General features: G+C 72.4%; 10 protein-coding genes and 1 pseudogene. 3 read left to right on the forward strand and 8 right to left on the reverse strand.

The features are described 5' to 3' along the window. Positions 1-828: 828 nt before the first annotated feature. The 3 genes from AB0C36_RS32535 to AB0C36_RS32545 all read right to left on the reverse strand — a co-directional run bounded on the left by AB0C36_RS32535 (position 829) and on the right by AB0C36_RS32545 (position 4,914). On the reverse strand, positions 829-1,560 hold the full coding sequence (locus tag AB0C36_RS32535; RefSeq protein ID WP_358361258.1) for a DUF7873 family protein: 732 nt from the start codon (positions 1,558-1,560) through the stop codon (positions 829-831). A 67-nt stretch (positions 1,561-1,627) separates the two neighbouring features. Continuing rightward, entirely contained in the window at positions 1,628-4,147 is a 2,520-nt protein-coding gene (locus AB0C36_RS32540) for a GcvT family protein (protein WP_358361261.1), read from the reverse strand. Further along, positions 4,144-4,914 (reverse strand): GntR family transcriptional regulator, encoded by a 771-nt coding sequence (locus AB0C36_RS32545; RefSeq protein ID WP_358361264.1) that lies wholly within the window; start codon positions 4,912-4,914, stop codon positions 4,144-4,146. The genes AB0C36_RS32540 and AB0C36_RS32545 overlap by 4 nt, the downstream gene beginning before the upstream one ends. Before the next feature lie 229 nt (positions 4,915-5,143). Here AB0C36_RS32545 and AB0C36_RS32550 point away from each other — a divergent pair, with 229 nt between their 5' ends. Both AB0C36_RS32550 and AB0C36_RS32555 read left to right on the forward strand, forming a co-directional pair. Next, positions 5,144-6,154, forward strand: coding sequence for a choline/ethanolamine kinase family protein (locus AB0C36_RS32550; protein ID WP_358361268.1), 1,011 nt, complete (start codon positions 5,144-5,146; stop codon positions 6,152-6,154). A gap of 30 nt (positions 6,155-6,184) precedes the next feature. After that, positions 6,185-7,780 (forward strand): amino acid permease, encoded by a 1,596-nt coding sequence (locus AB0C36_RS32555; RefSeq protein ID WP_358361270.1) that lies wholly within the window; start codon positions 6,185-6,187, stop codon positions 7,778-7,780. A 72-nt stretch (positions 7,781-7,852) separates the two neighbouring features. Here AB0C36_RS32555 and AB0C36_RS32560 read toward each other — a convergent pair whose 3' ends face one another. Together AB0C36_RS32560 and AB0C36_RS32565 are read right to left on the reverse strand one after the other, a co-directional pair. Then, complete coding sequence (locus tag AB0C36_RS32560; protein ID WP_358361273.1) at positions 7,853-10,261, reverse strand: hypothetical protein; 2,409 nt, start codon at positions 10,259-10,261, stop codon at positions 7,853-7,855. Between the two features lie 175 nt (positions 10,262-10,436). After that, a complete protein-coding gene (locus AB0C36_RS32565) occupies positions 10,437-11,060 on the reverse strand; it encodes a DedA family protein (protein WP_358361276.1) in 624 nt (207 codons plus the stop codon). A gap of 321 nt (positions 11,061-11,381) precedes the next feature. Here AB0C36_RS32565 and AB0C36_RS32570 point away from each other — a divergent pair. Continuing rightward, positions 11,382-11,632 (forward strand): annotated as a pseudogene (locus AB0C36_RS32570) (integrase core domain-containing protein); the annotation flags it as partial. Between the two features lie 47 nt (positions 11,633-11,679). On the opposite strand, the gene AB0C36_RS32575 reads toward AB0C36_RS32570, so the two are convergent. The 3 genes from AB0C36_RS32575 to AB0C36_RS32585 all read right to left on the reverse strand — a co-directional run bounded on the left by AB0C36_RS32575 (position 11,680) and on the right by AB0C36_RS32585 (position 17,309). Further along, the gene (locus AB0C36_RS32575) at positions 11,680-13,227 is read right to left on the reverse strand and encodes a hypothetical protein (RefSeq protein WP_358361279.1); all 1,548 of its coding nucleotides are present in this window, start codon (positions 13,225-13,227) and stop codon (positions 11,680-11,682) included. Between the two features lie 519 nt (positions 13,228-13,746). Further along, positions 13,747-15,357 (reverse strand): hypothetical protein, encoded by a 1,611-nt coding sequence (locus tag AB0C36_RS32580; protein WP_358361282.1) that lies wholly within the window; start codon positions 15,355-15,357, stop codon positions 13,747-13,749. Positions 15,358-15,392: 35 nt separating this feature from the next. Continuing rightward, positions 15,393-17,309 (reverse strand): hypothetical protein, encoded by a 1,917-nt coding sequence (locus AB0C36_RS32585; RefSeq protein ID WP_358361285.1) that lies wholly within the window; start codon positions 17,307-17,309, stop codon positions 15,393-15,395. Positions 17,310-18,309 lie beyond the last annotated feature (1,000 nt).

The following is an 18,309-nucleotide window of genomic DNA, read 5'->3' on the forward strand; positions in this document are numbered from 1 at the left end:
CGACGGCCACCGTCATGGCCGCCCCGCCTCGTTCGTGTCACCGGAATTCCACCACCGAGGTGGGGTGTCCGGTCGCTGTGGTGTGCGCCTTTCCGGCGACGGTCGCCGCATGCGCCGAGCGGTACCGCTGACGGTCCCGTCCTCGATTGGCCGTGCAGGACGAGTTCTGACACTTCCAGCCCCAAGTACTCACGGGGACACCTCCGTGTGCGTCGAACGGTGTACCTCTTCCTCACTCGATCGAGGAGGTCGAGATACCGCACACAACATCAGCGGGGGTTCCGGGGTGTCGGTCGCCGGGGGCATCGAGATGGAATACGCACCGAATCAAGACGGAACAGCGAAATTCGCAACCATTCCGTGAGCGACGGAACCCAAGAATATCACGCAGTGCATTCGCGCGACTACACAGCGCGAAATCGGAGGAACCCGGGGGCCTATCCTGCCCCCGGGCTCCGGAGTGCCACCGAATTGCACATCCCGATACGTTTAAGAAGGCGGGTCATCCTGAGGTCGCCGTGTCTTCCCTTTGGACCATCCCCGCACGGAGAGCGGGGAACGGGAATCGAACCCGTATCCGACGATGACCGCCCGCCCCCGGTCGACCCGGGAATCGGTGGCGAATACTCAAACTGGAGCAGGACGTTGAGGCTGACCGCGGCTGCCTCTGCCATTTGGGCCACCCCGGCACGGAATGCCGGGGGAGGGACTCGAACCCCCACTTGACCGCGTCGTCACGACGAGTCTCAGATTGAGCTTGTGCTCCCGGCCCGCCTTTCGGCAGGGCCGGCGCGTCCCCCCGGACGTCGCCGGGGGGAGATTCGGAGACTACCCGAGCAGGTAGTCGAACACCACGGCGCCGATGGTGCGGTCGGTCACCTCCGCGCTGTTGGCCTCTTCCCGCGCGAACTTCACCGCGGTCTGCAACTTCTCGACGCGACCCAGGAGTTCGTTGATGCGCCGGGCGGGCAGCGCGCCGGAGAACTTGACGGTGGTCCAGTAGCCGACCGGCACGTCCTCGAAGTACATCTCGACCTGCGCCGGGTGCTCGGCGGTGGCCTCGGCCTTCACGTGGTTGCGCGGCACCTTCTTGGTGCGCACGGTACGCACGGGCTCGGTGCGCCAGGTGTCCGTCGACGGGTCCTGCGACCACGACTCGGCGGCGTCGAGCACCGGGAGCTTGCGGATGAAGGTCGCGAGGTCGACCAACTGCTTCTCCAGGAACAGCAGGTACGACACCGGCACGTCGCGCAGCAGCGTGGTCCCCGCGACCACGACGTCCGCGTGGGCCTCGGTGTTCGCCCAGTCCTTCGTGGCGGTCACGTCGAAGAGCCTCGTCAGCGTCGCCGCGGTGGAACGCAGCACCTCCTCGGCGTTGACCTGCACCCGGGTGGACTCGGGCGGCAGTTGCTCGCCCTCCTCGTCCTTGGGCTGGTAGGTCCGGGCGATACCGGACAGCAGGGCCGACTTCTGGAGGTCCTGGTGAGCCTGCGTCAACTCCTGGAAAGCCTTGGACTTGACGCCCTTCTCGACGGCGATGATCTGATTCAGCTTGGTCACACGGAAACCCTAGGTGCGGTACGACGAACCGACCTAATGGTTTTCGGAAATTCCGCGCGCCGGGGGTTCAGGCGCGTACCCGTTCCCCGCTCGGGTCGTAAAGGACGCGGGCCCCGACTTCTGCCGCGTACCGCTCGCCGAACAGCTCGACCTCGACGGGCGTCCCGGCCTTCGCGCGGTCGGCGGGCAGGTAGGCGTACGCGATCGACCGGCCGACGGTGTGCCCGAAGCCGCCCGAGGTCACCCGCGAGACCACCGCGCCGTCCAGCCACACCGGCTCGCTCCCCAGGCACACCGCCCGCGGATCCGCGAGGACCAGGCAGGCGAGCCGCCGGGTCACCCCTTCCGCGCGCACCCGCAGCAGCGCGTCGCGGCCGAGGAACCCGCCGGGCTTGTCCGCCTCGTCGAGCCGCACGCAGAAGCCGAGGCCGGCCTCGAACGGGTTCACCTCCGGCGTCAGGTCGCTCCCCCACACCCGGTAGCCCTTCTCCAGGCGCAGCGACTCGATCGCGCGGTAGCCGCCGGGCGTCACCCCGGGCAGTTCGGCGAGCGTCCGCCACAGCGCCGCGCCGTACTCGGCCGAACACGCGATCTCCCAGCCGAGTTCGCCGACGAACGTGACGCGGCTCGCCCGCACCGGGACGTCCCCGACGGTGGTCTCACGCGACGTCAGATAGGGAAACGCCGAGTTGGCGAGGTCGTCCGGGGTGAGCGGGGCGAGCAGGTCCCGGGCGCGCGGCCCCCACAGCGCGAAGCACGCGTACGCCCCCGACACGTCGGCGATCCGGACCGATCCGTCGCGCGGCGCGTGCCGCCTGAGCCACGCCAGGTCACGGGTCCCGCACGCGGTGCCGGTGTAGACGAGGAAGGCGTCCTCGGCGGTGCGGGTGACGGTCACGTCCGCCTCGATCCCGCCGCGCGCGTTGAGCATCTGGGTGTACGTCACGTCCCCGACACTGCGGGCGACCCGGTTGCCGCACAGCCACTCGACGAGCCGCGCCGCGCCGGGCCCCGAGACCTCGATCTTGGCGAACGACGACTCGTCGAACAGCCCGGCCGAGGTGCGGGTCGCGGCGTGCTCCGCCGCGACGGCGGGCGCGTGGTCCCGCCCGGCCCAGCCCCTCGGGCGTCCTTCATCCGCTTCTCCTTCCGCACCCTTCCTCGCTCCGTGTGCCGTCCCCGGGGCAGCGCCGTGGGTCGGAGAAAGCTCCGGCCCGGCGTTGCCGGCATAGAAGTTCACTCTCTCCCACCCGGCCTTCTCACCGAGCACCGCGCCGTGTGAGACGTGCCACGCGTAGGCCGGCGAGAGCCGCAGCGGGCGGCCCGCGCGGCGTTCCCGGCCGGGGTACGGAATGTCGTAGTAGCTCTCGTAGTTCTCGACGGTCCGCTTGCGGGTGTAGCCGGGAGAGCGGTAGTGCGCGGCGAAGCGGCGGATGTCCATGTGGTGGACGTCGAGGCCGGGTTCGCCGTCCAGGATCCAGTCGGCCATGACGCGGCCGATGCCGCCCGCACCCGCGATGCCGTGCGCGCAGAAGCCGGCCGCGACGAAGAACCCGCCGACCTCGCTCTCGCCGAGGCAGAACTCGTTGTCGGGGGTGAACGCCTCGGGTCCGTTGACGAGTTTGCGCAGCCCGGCGTCCGCCATTACTGGCACGCGGCGCACGGAGTTGGCGGTGATCTCCTCGAAGCGCGGCCAGTCCTCGGGCAGCAGCCGGCCGTTGAAGTCGGCGGGCACCGCGTCGCGGTCGCCGCGGACCAGCGCCCAGGGCGCGGAGGTGCGCTCGTAGCCGCCCATCAGCAGGCCGTCGACCTCTTCCCGGAAGTACACGAGGTTGTCGGGGTCGCGCAGGGTGGGCAGGCGGGTGCCGTCGCGCGGGCGGAGCGGCTCGGTGACGACGTACTGGTGGGACATCGGCACGAGCGGTACGCGTACGCCGACCATGCGGGCGATCTCCGCGGCGAACATCCCGCCGCAGTCGACGACCACTTCGCACTCGACGTCGCCCCCGTCGGTGCGGACCCGGGCGACCCGGCCCTCCGCGGTGTCGATGCCCACGACGCGGGTGTGGGTCGCGACGGCCACGCCGCTCGCGCGGGCGCCGGCGGCGAGCGAATAGGTCAGTTGGGACGGGTCGACGTACCCGTCGGTCGGCAGGTACGTCGCGCCGAGCACGCCTTCCGTGCTCACCAGGGGGAACAGGTCGCGTACTTCGGTCGGCGAGATCTCGGTCAGCGGCAGGTCGACGGTACGCGCCCAGCCGATCTGGCGGCGGATCTCCAGGACCCGGTCCGGCGTGCAGGCCAGGCGGATGCCGCCGCACTCCACGAACCCGGGCGGGTGGTCGCCCTGTTGGAGTTCGCGGTACAGCTCGACGGAGTAGGTGTTCATGCGGGTGAGCGTCGGGTCGGCGCGCAACTGGCCGACCAGGCCCGCGGAGTGGAAGGTGGAGCCGCTGGTGAGGTCGGCGCGGTCCACCAGGAGCACGTCGCGCTCGCCGCGGGCGGCGAGGTGGTAGGCGACGCTGGTACCGCCGACACCTCCCCCGATGACGACGATCCGGGCACGGGACGGGAGTTCACGGGTCACGGGGCGGTTCCCTCCGATGCGTGGCCGGTCCACACGACGACGCGGGTGCGGTCGCCGCGGAAGAGGTCGTCGGCGTGCTCGACCGGCGTCCCGGACGCGTCATAGGCGACACGTTCGACGGCCAGCAGGGGTGTTCCGTAGGGGATTTCCAGGAGTGCGGCGATCTCGTCGTCGGCGGCGACCGGCTCGATCCGCTCGACCGCGCGCTCCGGCGCGCGTCCGTACCGGGTGCGCAGCAGGTCGTAGACCGAGCCGCCGAGGGCCTGTTCGGCGAGGTCGGGGAACAGCCCGGCGGGGAAGCGCGAGCGCTCCAGCGCGATGGGTTCGCCGTCCGCCAGGCGGACCCGGGTGACGTGGACGGCGAGTTCCGCGGGTCCGATGCCGAGCGCCGCGGCGGCGCGCGGACCGGCGGGGGCGAGTGCGACCGTGAGGATGCGGGCGCCGGCCTCCAGCCCCTGGCGGCGTATGTAGTCGGCGAGTCCGCCGAAGGCACCGAGGTCGCGCTCGACCTTGGGGGACGCCACGAACGTGCCGCCGCCGCGTCCCGGACGGCGCACCACGAACCCGGACTGCTCCAGGTCGTGCAGGGCCAGGCGCAGGGTGGAGCGGCTGACCCCGAGCCGGTCGGCGAGTTCGCGTTCCGACGGCAGCCGGTCGCCGGGCCGGTAGCCGCCCGCCCGGATGGTGTCGGCGACACCGCGCCAGGCGCGGCCGCGCAGCGACGGATCGGCCGTACGGGCGGGCTCGCGGTCTCGGTCGACGGGCATGCGCCGTTTCCTACCACCACAACGCCTCTGAAGGACATACCAATTGGTGAATCGGACGGACCGAAAACTTCTCGGCGCCCTCTTGACGCCACCGGCCGGGACTCGCAGACTTCCGGAGCACCGCACGTCAGCACTCTGCCCACCCGCCCCGCGAATCACCCTGACCGCGCCCGTGTTTCAAATGGGTTAAGGGCAACCCATTGAGTGGCTCCGACTGCTTGGACACACCGTGACGGCTGCCCCCGACGCATCCGGGAACCCGGAAGACCTGTTCGCCGACCTCCTTGTCCGTGCGGGGATCGACCCCGGCCCGGACGCCGTCTACACGCCCTTGACCGGCGGTCTGAGCCACCGCGTCGTGCGGGTCGACGCGGGGGCGGACCGGCGCTGGATCCTGCGCGTGCTGGACCCGGCGGTCAACGCGGCGGGACTCGGCGTGCCGGCGTGGCAGGAGATCGACAACACGGTCCTCGCGGCGCGTACCGGCGTCGGCCCGCGCGTGCTGGGCACGGTCGGGCAACCGGCGGCCATGGTCCTGGAGTTCATCGACGGCACCACGCTCTCCGCGGACGACCTGGGACGGCCCGCGACGCTGGTGCGGGTCGCCACGGCGTGCCGCCGTCTGCACGGGCGGTCCCCACGCTTCGCCAACGACTTCGACATCTTCCGCAAAGCCGAGGAACTCCTCGGCCTGTGTCTGCGGTACGGGTTGCCGATCCCGGCGGACTACACGGACCGCCTCCCCGACCTGGACGACCTCGAACGGGCCCTGGCCTGCCACCCGTTGCCGGCCCGGCCCTGCCACAACGACCTGCTGCCGGCCAACCTGGTGGACGACGGCCGTGCCGTACGCATCATCGACTACCAGCTCTCCGGCATGAACGACCCCGCGTTCGACCTCGGAGACATCGCCGCCGAGGCAGAACTGCCGCCCGACGCCGTGGAGATCCTCGCGTCCGCCTACTTCGGCCGCGAGATGACCGCACGCCACCTCGCCCGGGTCCGGCTGCACCGCATCGCCTCCGACATCGCCTGGACCCTGTGGTTCTCGGTCCACCACGGACTGCTCGCGGACTCCGCCGCCTCACCCGGGTTCGACTACCGGGCCGAGGCCGCGGGCAAGTGGGCACGGGCCGTACGCGCCCTGGACGCCGACGACTTCGGCCGGCTCCTGGACCGTGCGGCGGGACGTACCGCACCACCGGCCGGACCTGCCGGGGCCCGGTCGACCGGCCCCTGACCAGTTCACCCCACCGCCACTGGAGGTGTCATGGCGACCACCGTGCCCGACGAGGCCCCGCAGGCCGCACCCGAGCCGCACGACGCGGACGCGGAACGGCTCGCGCAGCTCGGCTACAAGCAGGAGCTGTCGCGGACGTGGAGCGGGTTCTCCAACTTCGCGATCTCGTTCTCCATCATCTCGATCCTGTCCGGCTGCTTCACCACGTTCGGCCAGGCGTGGAACAACGGCGGGCCGGTCGCGATCGCGTGGGGCTGGCCGATCATCTCGCTGTTCATCCTGGTCATCGGGTTCTGCATGGCGGAGCTGGTGTCCGCGTACCCGACGGCGGGCGGCATCTACTGGTGGGCCGCGAAACTCGGCAGACCGGTGCACGGGTGGTTCACCGGATGGCTCAACCTCATCGGCCTGATCGCGGTCACCGCGTCGGTGGACTACGGCTGCGCGACGTTCCTCAACATCCTCATCAAGATGTACGCGCCGGGCTGGGACGGCGACCTCAACACCGTCTTCCTGCTGTTCCTCGGCATCCTCGCGCTGCACGCCGTCATCAACATCTTCGGGCACGGCCTCATCGCGATGCTCCAGAACATCTCGGTGTACTGGCACGTCTTCGGGGTCGCGGCCGTCGTGCTGATCCTGGTGTTCGGGCCCGACTCGCACCAGGACGCCGGGTTCGTGTTCACCGAGCAGATCAACAACTCCGGCTTCGGTGACGGGATTTACTGGTTCTACGTGCTGCCGCTGGGCTTCCTCCTGACGCAGTACACGATCACCGGCTTCGACGCGTGCGCGCACGTGTCCGAGGAGACGAAGGACGCCTCGGTCAGCGCCGCCAAGGGGCTGTGGCGGTCGATCTTCTACTCCGCGATCGGCGGCTGGATCCTGCTGCTGGCCTTCCTGTTCGCGGCCGACGACGTCGAGGCGGTGAACGAGGGCGCCGGGGCCATCGACGCGCTGCTCACGTCGGCGCTCAGCAGCGAACTCGCCAAAGCCGTGGTCCTGATCTCGGTCGCCGGACAGTTCCTGTGCGGCATGAGCTGCGTCACCAGCCTGTCGCGCATGGGCTACGCGTTCAGCCGGGACGGCGGCGTACCAGGCTCGCGGATCTGGGCGCGGGTCGACGCCAACCGTACGCCGGTCAACGCGGTCCTCGGCGGCTGCACGGTCGCCGCGCTCATCACGCTGCCCGCGCTGTACAAGAGTTCGACCGGTGCGCCGACCGCGTTCTACGCCGTGACGTCGGTGGCGGTGATCGGCCTGTACCTCGCCTTCCTGATCCCGATCTGGCTGCGGCTGCGGCAGGGCGAGGCGTTCCAGACCGGGCCGTGGAACCTCGGCGCCCGCTACAAGTGGATGTGCTGGGTCGCGGTCGTCGAAATCGCGGTGATCTCGGTGTACTTCGTCATGCCGTTCACCCCCTCGGCCATCCCGTGGAACGACGACTTCGAGTGGACGTCGGTGAACTACGCGCCGATCGCGGTCGGCGGCGTGCTCCTCGCGATCACCGCCTGGTGGTACCTCGGGGCCCGCACCTGGTTCACCGGCCCGCGCCGCAACATCGACGAACCGGCGGCCGGCGAACCGGCCGTCGGGACCGGGGAGAAGACCGCCGCCGCCGACTGACGCCGGGCAGGACGGAATCCGGACCGGGTCAGAGCCGAGTCGGGAGCGAGCCAGAACCGAGTCGGGACCGGGTCAGGACGTCGCCGCCCGTGCGGTGGCGAACAGTTCGGGCAGCGTGCCGGAGAAGTCCCGGAACATGCGCACCGCCACGACCCACGCCTCCGGGTCGTCCCCGAGCAGGTCCGCCGCCAGCGCCCGGGCCGCCTCGCACGGCTCCACGACCGCGGAGCGCGACGGGGCGGCCTGCGGGGTGCGGGCGATCAGGTCCAGGAACGCCACGGGAGACGTGCCGTACGCGAGCAGGTCCTCAGAGGTGAGGACGCCCGCGCGCAGCATCCGTTCCAGGACGGTGCGCTTCGGCGGCGTGACGGGGCGGCCGTGCCGGGCCCCCGCACCGAGCACCGCCATCGCGAACTCGCGTGTGCATCCCGGCTGTTCGCACAGGAGACCGGCCATCTGCCCGTCCAGGCGCCCGTCGAGCACCGCGTCGGTGAGCTCGGGCCAGGGCAGCGGTACGCCTTCCTGGACCGCCCTGCGCAGGTTCTCCTCGGCCTGTCCGCCCTTCTTCGCGAGGTACGCCACCACCTGCCCGGGCGCCATTGCCGCTGCCTGACGCTCGCGCAGCCTCGCCAGGCCGTCCTCGGCGGGTAGCAGGGCCCGCACGGTCTTGACCGTCGCGGCGGGCAGGCGCCCGAGACCGAGCAACTCCTCGACCTCGGTGGGGCCGTACCGCTCCCACACGGACACGAGCAGGAGCAGACGGCCGGCCTCGGTGCCCAGGCGCAGGCGCCGCAGGATCACCGCGGCCACCCCCGGGTCACCGCCGCCGAGCCCCGCGGTCAGGCGGGCGCGGTAGTGGCCGAGGTTGATGTCCTCCAGAACGGCGAGGACTTCGGGCGCGACGCGCCCGCGACTGCCGTCGGTGCGCACCCCGGCCAGGATGCGCACGCGTTCTTCGTCGGGCACCTGGGCGTGGGCGAACAGCGAGGCGTCGATGGCAGGTTCGTCGTACGCGAGCAACTCGGCCACCTCCTCCTTGGACAACCAGCCGCTCGCGGCGCGGGACGCCAGCGCGGGCACCCCGTGCTCGTCGACGAGAGCCTTGCGCACCTGCGGCGACAGCGCCTGGTAGTGGAAGACCAACAGGTGCTGAACCGCGCGGGCGTCGAAGTACGGGGCAAGCGCGACGGTCACCGAATCCGGCAGCAGGCGCAGCAGGTTCAGGAACAGGGCACGGGTGTTCTCCGGCTCCGTCGCCGGGAAAACCGCGGCGAGCGGCCGGGGCCACGTCGTGCTCCGCTTCGAAACCGGGGACGCGGCGACGCCGGCCACCATGTCCACCACCGAGCCGGCGAAGCGCGGCAGTCGGGCGTAGAACGTCAGCCACAGGTGCGGGTCGTCGCCCAGCGGCGCGAACGCCTCGGCCAACGCGGACCGTACCTCGGGGATGTCCGGCAGGGCCGACAACATGCGGTTGGCAGGCGCGGCCTCACCCAGAACGCGGTCGAGGGGCATCCAGCCGGCGGCTATGCCGCGGCGCATCGCGTCGTCGAACTCGGCGGCAGCCAAAGCCCCCTGATTGGACACGATGTCGAAGGGCAGCCACACCGCGTGCTTGAGCGCGACGCGCGGGCGCGCCGCCTTCAGCGCCTCGTGCACCAAGTCCTCGGGGCAGCCCTCCCAGGACGTCAGCCAGCCCAGAGCGGTTTCCCCGAGCCGCTTGCGCGCGTGCTCGCGGCGTACCAGGTCCCAGTCGAACTCCGGCCGGTCCTCGAGGCCGCGCGGATTCTCGGTGGACTGCCGCAGATGCAGGAACGTACGCGCGGCGGCGGGGTCGAGCCATTCCTCGGGCGGGCGGCGGTCGGCCAGATACGCGGACGGGTCCGGCGCCTGGGCGGCCTCGACCAGCATCGCCGCGAGGCCTGGATGGCCGAGCGGCTCCTTGGCGAGGTCCAGGAGGTCGGTACGCGTGCAGCGGTCCGCGACCGCCACGCAGAGGTCGACGGCGACCGCGTACGGCACGTCCGCGCACCGGTCCGCCGCGGCCTGGCGGACGACGACCGAGAAGGGCATCGTCGCCGCGCTCAGCGGGTCGCGGCCTGCGATCTCCCGCAGCGCCTGGACGACGCCGTACTCGGCGTGCCAGCCCTCGTCCTCCTCGTCGTCGACGTGCGCGAGAACTTCGGCGAACACGGCGGGATCCGCGTGTTTCCGCCGCCGATACAGGCTCGCCGCGATCGCGGGATCCCCCAGGCGAGCGGCGCGCATCAGGATTTCGTGCGCCTGCGGCCCACCGGACCACCCTTCGGCGAAGAACGCCGCGAGGTCGATGCCGTCGTCCGCGAGCACCCGCTCGACGGCCTCCTTGGGCAAGGCCGCGTAGCCCTCGACCATCGCCATGATCTCGACGCGAAACCGCTCCCGCAGCGCCGCGGCCACGTCGGGCCCGGCCAGACGCAAGGCGGTGGCCAGCTCAATCACGAATGCCCATCCCCGAGATCCGACACCGTTGGAAGGGCTTGATCCTGGCACAACCCGACGACAGCGGGCGGGGGCGGCCCGGCCGCCGACGTACCGCAAGTACCGCACGCGACGGCCCCGCCCCGAAAGCACCCGTGCGGGCGTGGACCCGGCGCCGGGCCCCCGTCACGCCCCGTCAGGCGCCCTGCTCGGCGCCGCGCTTCTTACGCCAGGCGATCACGCGCCGGATGAGTTCGATCAGCACGGTCATCACGGCGGCGGCCACGAGGCCGGCGATGATGCCCTTGAACGGACTGTCCTTGAACGCCGCGCCGCCCCAATACCCGAGCAGCGTGGCGTACGCCGCCCAGGTGATCGCCCCGATGGCCGACCACTTGCGGAACCGGGACCACGGGTAGTCCACGATCCCGGCGGTGAGCGAGATCGCGGTGCGTCCCCCGGGGATGTAGCGGCCCGCGATGATCATCATGCCGCCGTACTCGCTCAGCCAGCGCTCCGCCTGCGCGCGGGCCTTCTTCCCACGCTCACCCGACAGCATCCGACGGGTGGCGAACGGCTCGGCCCAGCGTCCGATGGCGTACGCCGTGTTGTCCCCGGCGAAGGCGCCCACGGCACCGACGAAGATCAACAGGAAGAGGTTCGGCGACCCGGTGGCCGTCGCGAAGACACCGCATGCAATGAGCGACGTCTCACTCGGCACGATCGGCAGGATCGCATCGAGGAAGGCCATGACGCCCACGAGCAGATACGACCACGGCGAGTCGGCGAACCGCATGAACGGGTCGAACCAGGCTTCCACGGCGCATCCTCACGGCTGACGGTCACGGCACACACGCCTGTGCTGCTACCCCCGAGGTGGCCATACCTCACGTACCCGGCCCCCCACCTGCACTTTTCCCCCACGCAACGTCGCCAGGACCGCCCTTTCGGATCTCGTCCAAAGACCACGTCGCGCCGGCCCAGGACGCCCCCTCCGCCATGCGGCAATCGCAAAGCAAGCCCGCACCTCGCCCCCACCCCCGCGCGCTCGCCACCGCGCGCACCCATCCCGACGCGACACTCGCGGACAAGGCCCGGTCCTACCGCAAAAGGCCTCGCCTGGAAGACCGCCCTGGCCGACCTCGGCGCCACCGGCAAACTCACCCGCCCCCACCGCCCGCAGGCCGACGGCAAAATCGAACGCTTCAACCGCACCCTGCTCGACGAATGGGCCAGCGCCCCTCCACCACCAACCAGAAACGCACCGACCAACTCGGCGCGTTCCTCCACCCCTACAACCGCCACCGCTGCCACACCGCACGCCGAGGCAAGCCACCGATACCCCGCGTGAACAACGTGGCAGGTCAGAACAGCTTCCCGCAGGACTCGTGATCGCAGCCGTTCGCATCTGAGCCGCGCGATGATCCAAAGGAAACTGCCTAGTCCCCCTGGCGGGGGGAGGGGGCGCGGGGGGCTGGGGGCGGGTCTGCGGAGTAGGGCATGCCGGAGGCGGACGGTGGGGGCGGGGGCGACGGCTGGGAGTCGAGCCAGCGCGGGGAGCGCAGGGCCGGGCCACCGCCGGAGCCACCGGAACCGCCGCCCGATCCACCGCCGGAACCGCCGCTGGGGGCGGAGTCGTAGCCGTGTGCGGACATCCCGGAAGCGACGCCGCCCGCCGCGCTGCCGGCGCTGGAGGAGCCGGTCGAGGCGGTCGCGGTGGCGGTCGTACCGCGACCGGCGTGCACGCCCATGCCGGCCTTGACGTACGACGCGGTGCCGCCGGTCAGGGCCGCCTTGGACCCCGCCGCCATCTCCATGCGGCCGGCGCGCAACTGGCCGATGTCGTCGCCGAGAGCCGGGATGAAGCGGTAGACCATGACCGACGCGAAGATCGCCAGGAACATGATGGCGAGGCCCGTGAGCACCCCGGCGAGCGCGTCGGAACCGCCGCCCGAACTGGCCGCCATGGCGAGGCCGAGCACGATGACGATGATGGGCTTGGCGAGCAGGATCGCCACCATCATGCCGACCCACCTGCGGACATGGCCCCACAGATCGCGGTCGACCACACCGGCGTAGACGATCGTGCCGAGGATCGCCCCGACGTACAGCAGCGCGGCGCGCACCAGGAGTTCGATCCACAGGATCATCGCCGCCAGGATGGCGAACATCGACACGAAGATGAGCGTCACCGGACCGCCGCCGAGGCTCTGCGGGTCGAGGCCCTTGGAGAAACCCTCCATGAACTGGTCGGTGTCCTGTCTGGTGCCGCTGGCGATGGCCGCGGTGATCGAGTCGACGAGCGACACCGACAGATGCAGGGCCAACGGAGTGAACGCGGACGCCATGACGGCCAGCCACAGGTAGCCAACCGCTTCACCGATGGCGGTGCCGAGCGGTACGCCGCGCACCGCGCGCTTGGTGACGGCGACCATCCAGACGATCAGGGTGAGGAACGCGGAGGCCGCAAACACGACGGCGTACTGCCGCAGGAACCCGGGATTCGTGAAGTCGACCGCAGTCGTCGCGTTGATGGCCGAGGCGAGCTTGCTGATGAACCACACAGCGGCCTCTGCCGTCGACTTGGCGATCGCGCCGAGCGGATCCGCGGCGAACGTCAGCGGGTTGCTGCCGGTACGCGCCTGGCACTCCTCCTTCGCCGGACTCATCAACTGGTCGCAGAACGAGGCATAGCCGCCGCCACTGCCGGGAGAGCCGGACGGCGTCGGCGAGCCGGTCCCGGTCGGCGAGCCCGATCCTGAGGGCGGCGGCGAGGACGGGGGCGTGGCCCTCGGGTGGAGTCCCGCCGCGGCGGGCCGCTCGTTGGGCGGCGCGACGGCCGGGACGCCCTGGTACCCGGCCGGTTCCGCGGCGAACGGAGCCGCCCGATGCCCCGCGGGTTGCGCGGACGCCCGCTCGCCGGTGAACAGCACAGCGGACAGCAGGCCGACCACGATCGGAACCAGTACCGCAAGCAGCCCCGCCACAGTCCGCAGGCGGCGTGTGCGCGAGCGTGCGTGCGTACGCGGTCGTGTACGTGGTTGCGGTTGCGGTTCCTGCTGCGATCGCGGTTGAACACGACCGGGGGTGCCGCTCTCGAGGACGGATTCGGTCGGCACTTCGTGAGTGCTGTGCGGCCGCGAAGCTTCCGAACTCGGCGTCTCGTAGGTGTACGCGTGCCTGCCGCGTGGTCGGCGGCGGAAGGGGCGTGTGGGTGGCCAGGAGGCTGGGGGTGGGGCGGTCGGGTCGGCGTCGGGGGTGTGGGGGGCGTCTTGCGGGCCGGTTGCCCGGTCCGCGGCCACACCTGTGCGCATGTCCGTCGTCGGGGCCCCGGCCGTCGGCGGCGCCGGGGAGACGCGGACCGCGACACCGCGACGCACCCCGGTCTCCACTGCCGTGCCCGCGTGCGGCACCGCAGCCCGACGGGGTCGAGCGTCCGGCCTTACGGTCATGCGAACTCCTGCGTTGGTGTGGCGCTTCGTCGATCTTTCCGGGCGTCCGGCCCGCTACGCCAGCGGGTTGGCGGACAGTGGCTGAGACTGCGTTGTAGGAGCGGGTTTTGTGGGTGCTGCTGGTACGTCCTGCGAGTCTTGTGCCGCCTGCGGGTCAATCTTCAGGGAGGACGGACCCACCTGGCCCACGATCGTCACGGGTGGGGGTGACGAAGGGGGCTTGTCTTGCGGCGGGTTGGCGGTGGACGGCGGTACTGGGGCGGGCTTGGGCGCCGCCGGCTTGGGGGCGGGCTTGGGCGGCGGAGTCGGGTCCGTGGCGGCCGGGGCGGGGGTGGGGACGGGTTTGACGGGCGGCTTGACCGGTTGCTCGGTGGGTTGTTCGGAGGGCTGCTCTGCGGGCTTTTCGGATGGTGGTGCTGCTGGTGGCTTCGGCTGGGGAGCGGGCTCGGCCGGGGCGGGCGCCGGCTTGCCGGGCTCCGGGGCCTCGGGGGTCTTCGGGATCTCGGGGATCTCGGGCTCGGGCTGCTCGGGCTGCTCCGGGGCGGGCGGCGCGGGCGGCGTCTGCGGGCTCTGCGGCTTCTGCGGCACCGGCGTTGGCGTGCCCGGTGGCGTGCGTGGCGGCGCCTGCGGCGCGGGTGACGCCGGTTCGGGCCGCGGGAGGACCGGGGCAGGAACCGGGACGGGGGCAGGGACGGGATCCGGGGGCGGCGGCGCGGGCTTGGCGACGGCGGGCACGACGGCGGGTTTGGGCGCGACGGGTTTCGGTGCGGACGGCTTGGGTGCCGAGGGCTTCGGCAACGACGGCAGGACCGCGGCGATCACCGGCCGTTCCGGCTTCTTCGGCTCGTCCGGCGGCTTCGGCTTCGTCGACAGCGGCTCCTGGGAGTTGTCGACAGGCGGTACGACCGGGGTGACCGGTGCGGGAAGCGGCTCCACCGGCTTGGGGGCGGGCGGCAGTTCGGGGACCACAGGTACGGACGGACCGCCCGGCTCCCGCGGACCACCGGACGGCAGGTCCGCGGCGGCGGGCGGTAACGGCAGGTCGTACGGGGCGAACGGGCCCATTGCCAGGACGCCTTCGGCAACCGGACCACTCAGCCCGGCAGACCCGCCTGGGCCACCTGAGCCGCCCGGCCCGTCGCTGTCTGTGGCGGCGTCAACCACCGGTACGACGCGCCCGTCGGTTCCGTTGCCGGACGAGGCCGCGGGTGGTGGGAACTCCTGTGCCGGCGGCGGCAACGGCAGATCGTCCACCGCGACGGGTCCGAGCGCGGCGCTCGGGCCGCCCGTGTCCGGCGCCATGGGGCCGTAGACGCCGGGGAGTTGGCCGCTGGTGGCGCTGACGGGGCGTACTCCGCCGTCTCCCGCCGCCGTGTCCGGTACCGCGTCGCGCGCCGCCGGGGCCGGGAGTTCGCGGGCCGGTCGCGGCAGCGGCAGGTCCGCGGGTGCCTCCGGCTCGGCCCCGGCACCGCGTGCGGCGACATCGGCGGCGGTGTCGGCGTCCGTGTCCGGCGCGGACGCCGGCGTCCCCTGGCCCGCGGGCTCCCCCGCACCGGCCCCTCGGATCTCCTCCGCGTGCGCCGCGCCCGCCGTCGAGAACGCGGCGACGGTCAGCGATACCGACACCGCTGCCGTGATGAGTTTGCGTCGCAGGTCGTGGTCCATGCGGAGACTCCTTGTGGCTATACCGACCAACCCTCTTACGTCGTCGTTCCGGTGCTGCCTGTGGTGCCGGTGCCCGCCGGTCCCGGGGACGAGCCCTGTCCCGGTGAACCCGGCGGCGTGCTTTCGCGGGTGAGCGCGTACAGGGTCGGTGCGGTCGACGGTGCGGTGTCCAGGATCAGGATGAGCCGTCCGGTCGGGCCTCCCCAGGGCAGGGGCACGCCGGTCCCGAGCGGTACGGGCGCGCTCTTCGGGTCGGTGCCGTCCAGGACTACGGCGGTCTGCGGGTCGGCGGCGGTCTGTCCGTACAGGAGGTTGCCCCAACCGATCACCGGGCCGAACCCCGAACGTACGGCGGCTTTTCCGCCTTTCAGGTCGAACACCAGCGGGCCCAGTGCGGCCACTTGCCCGTCGGTGCCCCACACCCACGCCGTTTTGCGCATCTCCTCGAGCGGCGCGTCCGCGGTGATGCGGGCCTCGCCGGTGGTGGCGTCGTACAGCACGACGGTGACCGTGGCCGCGTCCGGGCCGGTCCACACCACGGCGACGCGGTTGTGTCCGGCGGCGGCGATCCGGAAGAGCGTCGCACCGGGGCGCGGCGGTGCGGGGGTGATCGCGGTGGCCTCCCGGCCCGGTGCGGCGTTCCACCACGGGCCCACCGGGACCGCCGCGATGACGTTCGCGCCGTCGGCCGCCATCGCCGTGGCGCCGGGCGGGAGTTGGACGGCGGCCAGCCTGCCGTCACGCACCACCTGGACGTCGGTGCCGTTGACGACGAGCGGCGAGTCGCCTGCGTAGCTGACGACGGCTCCGGCGGGCACGTCGAGGGTCGTGGGGGCGGCGGAGCCGTCGGCGGGGGCGTACGCGAGCACGTCGCCCGCATGCACGAGCACCGACATGGTGCCGTCCACGGCGCCCAGCTTGACGCCGCGGTGTTCGCCCTTGGGCAGGTCGAACGAGCGCCGCACGCGGCCGTCCGCGGGATCCAGGATGGCGACCTGTTTGGCCGGGGTGATGACCGCGACGGCCGTCGTCCCGGAGGCGATGGTGGCCGCCCGGGCCGTCGGCGGGGCGACCACGGCGGTCCAGGCGGCGGTACGCGACCATCCGTTCGGGGCGGCGGCCGGCAGTACCGCGGGGCGCGAGGACGTCGACGCGGCGGGCGGACTGGGCGAGTTCGAGGGCGGCGGCTCCTTGTCGCCGTCGTCGCCGCGCTTGACGAAAGCGAGGACCACGAAAGCCGCGACCAGCACCGCGAACACCACGGTGATGATGACGAGTCGTCGGAACAGCGGGGGCCGCCGCGGGGGTTCGTCCCAGGCGTCCTCGCCCTGGAACCGGATGACGTGTGCGGCACCGGAATCCGCGGGGGGCGCGTCCTGCCGCCAGGGCGCGTCCGGCTGCGGTTGCCACGGGGCGTGGTCCTCGCCCACGTAGGCGGCCGGCGGGAACGGGTCCGGTTCCAGGTCGGGATCCGGTTCGCTGCCGTGGCGCGCGGCCGGTCCCCCGGCGGTGGACGCCGGGTCCGCGGCCGGGTCTCGGCCGGGGACGAAGCCGAACGGCGGTTCGCCCGGCCCTTCCCAGACGGGACGCCGCGACGGAGGCGGAGGCGACGACGGCGCCGCAGCCGGTTCCGCAGCCGTCTCCGGGGCGGGAGCCGGAGCGGGAGCCGGAATCGGCACCGGCCGGTCGCCCGATGCCGGAGGCGGCAACTGGGCGGTCGCAAGCGGTCGGTCGTCGCGCAGGTCGCGGGGCGGCGGGGCGGGATGCGGCCACGGGTCGCCCTCGGGAGGCGGCGGGCCGGCCGCGGCATCGTTGCGCTGCGCCGAAGTCTCCCCGGTACGCGGAGGCCCCAGGTGTGCGGCGGCGACGTCGCCGAGCAGCGCGGACACACCGCGCCCGGGCTCGACAGGCGGCACCCGCGGCGCGGGGCGCTCGATATCTGGTGCGGGCACTGCCGGTACGGGCCCCGGACGTACCGGCCCCGGACGTACAGGTCCTGGAGGCACAGGCCCCGGCGGCACGCGCCCTGGCGGAACCGGGCCTTGACGTACGGGTCCTGGAGGCGCCGGGAGCGCCGGCGGAGGGGCGGAGGCCGCCGGGAGCACGGGTGCCGGCCGTTCCACCTGCGGCGGGCGGCCCGACTGCGGAGGCCGTTCGATCTGCGGCGGACGCTCGACGTGCGCGGGCCGGTCGACACGCGGCGGCGGAGTCTCCGCGCGCGGCAACGGTGCGGCGGCGGAAGGCGCAACAGGGCCGTCCTTGGGGCGCTGCGGCGGTCCTATCCGCGGCCCCACTCGCGGGGGCACCGAGGGACGCGCGGGCGGGCCTGGGAGGACCGGTCCGGCCGCCTCCGGTCCGGCGGCCAACGCGGGCGGCAGACGGGTCGCGGGCGGCTCGACGCGCGGCGCGGGCCGCTCGACTTCAGGGGCGGGAACGGCGGCTCGCCTGCTCACCGCAGGGGCGGCCGCGGCCTCGTCCGGTCCGACCGGTTCATCGGCGACGTCGGACACGCCGGAGGAACCCCGCCCTTCGGGCGCTTCGGGCTCTTCGGGCTGATCGAACGTGCCGGGCAAGTCGGGTGAGTCGGGCAGGTCAGGAGAACCGGGCAAGTCACGCCGAGGCGGCTCGGGTTGTTCCGGTGGCCTCGTCTCCCCCGACGCGCGCCTGTCCGGGAACGCCTGCTCCTCCGCCCGTTCGGGCACCACGGGTTCACGAACCGAATCCGAATCCGGGCCCGAAACCGGACCGGAAACCGGATGCGAGGCCGGCCCCGAAACCGGGCCCGAAACCGGAGCCGAAGGAGGCGTTCCGGCCTCCGCAGGCGTCACGGCCGCCCACTCGCCGGAGTCCTCGACGGTCGGTTCCTGCGGTCCGTCCGCGTCCGGTTCCGACTCCCCGAATGCGTCCGGCTCTTCCGCCGCCCCGTCCCGCTCGGCCGTCTGCCCAGTCGCC

Source organism: Streptodolium elevatio, from assembly GCF_040649515.1.
Classification (GTDB): domain Bacteria; phylum Actinomycetota; class Actinomycetes; order Streptomycetales; family Streptomycetaceae; genus Yinghuangia; species Yinghuangia elevatio.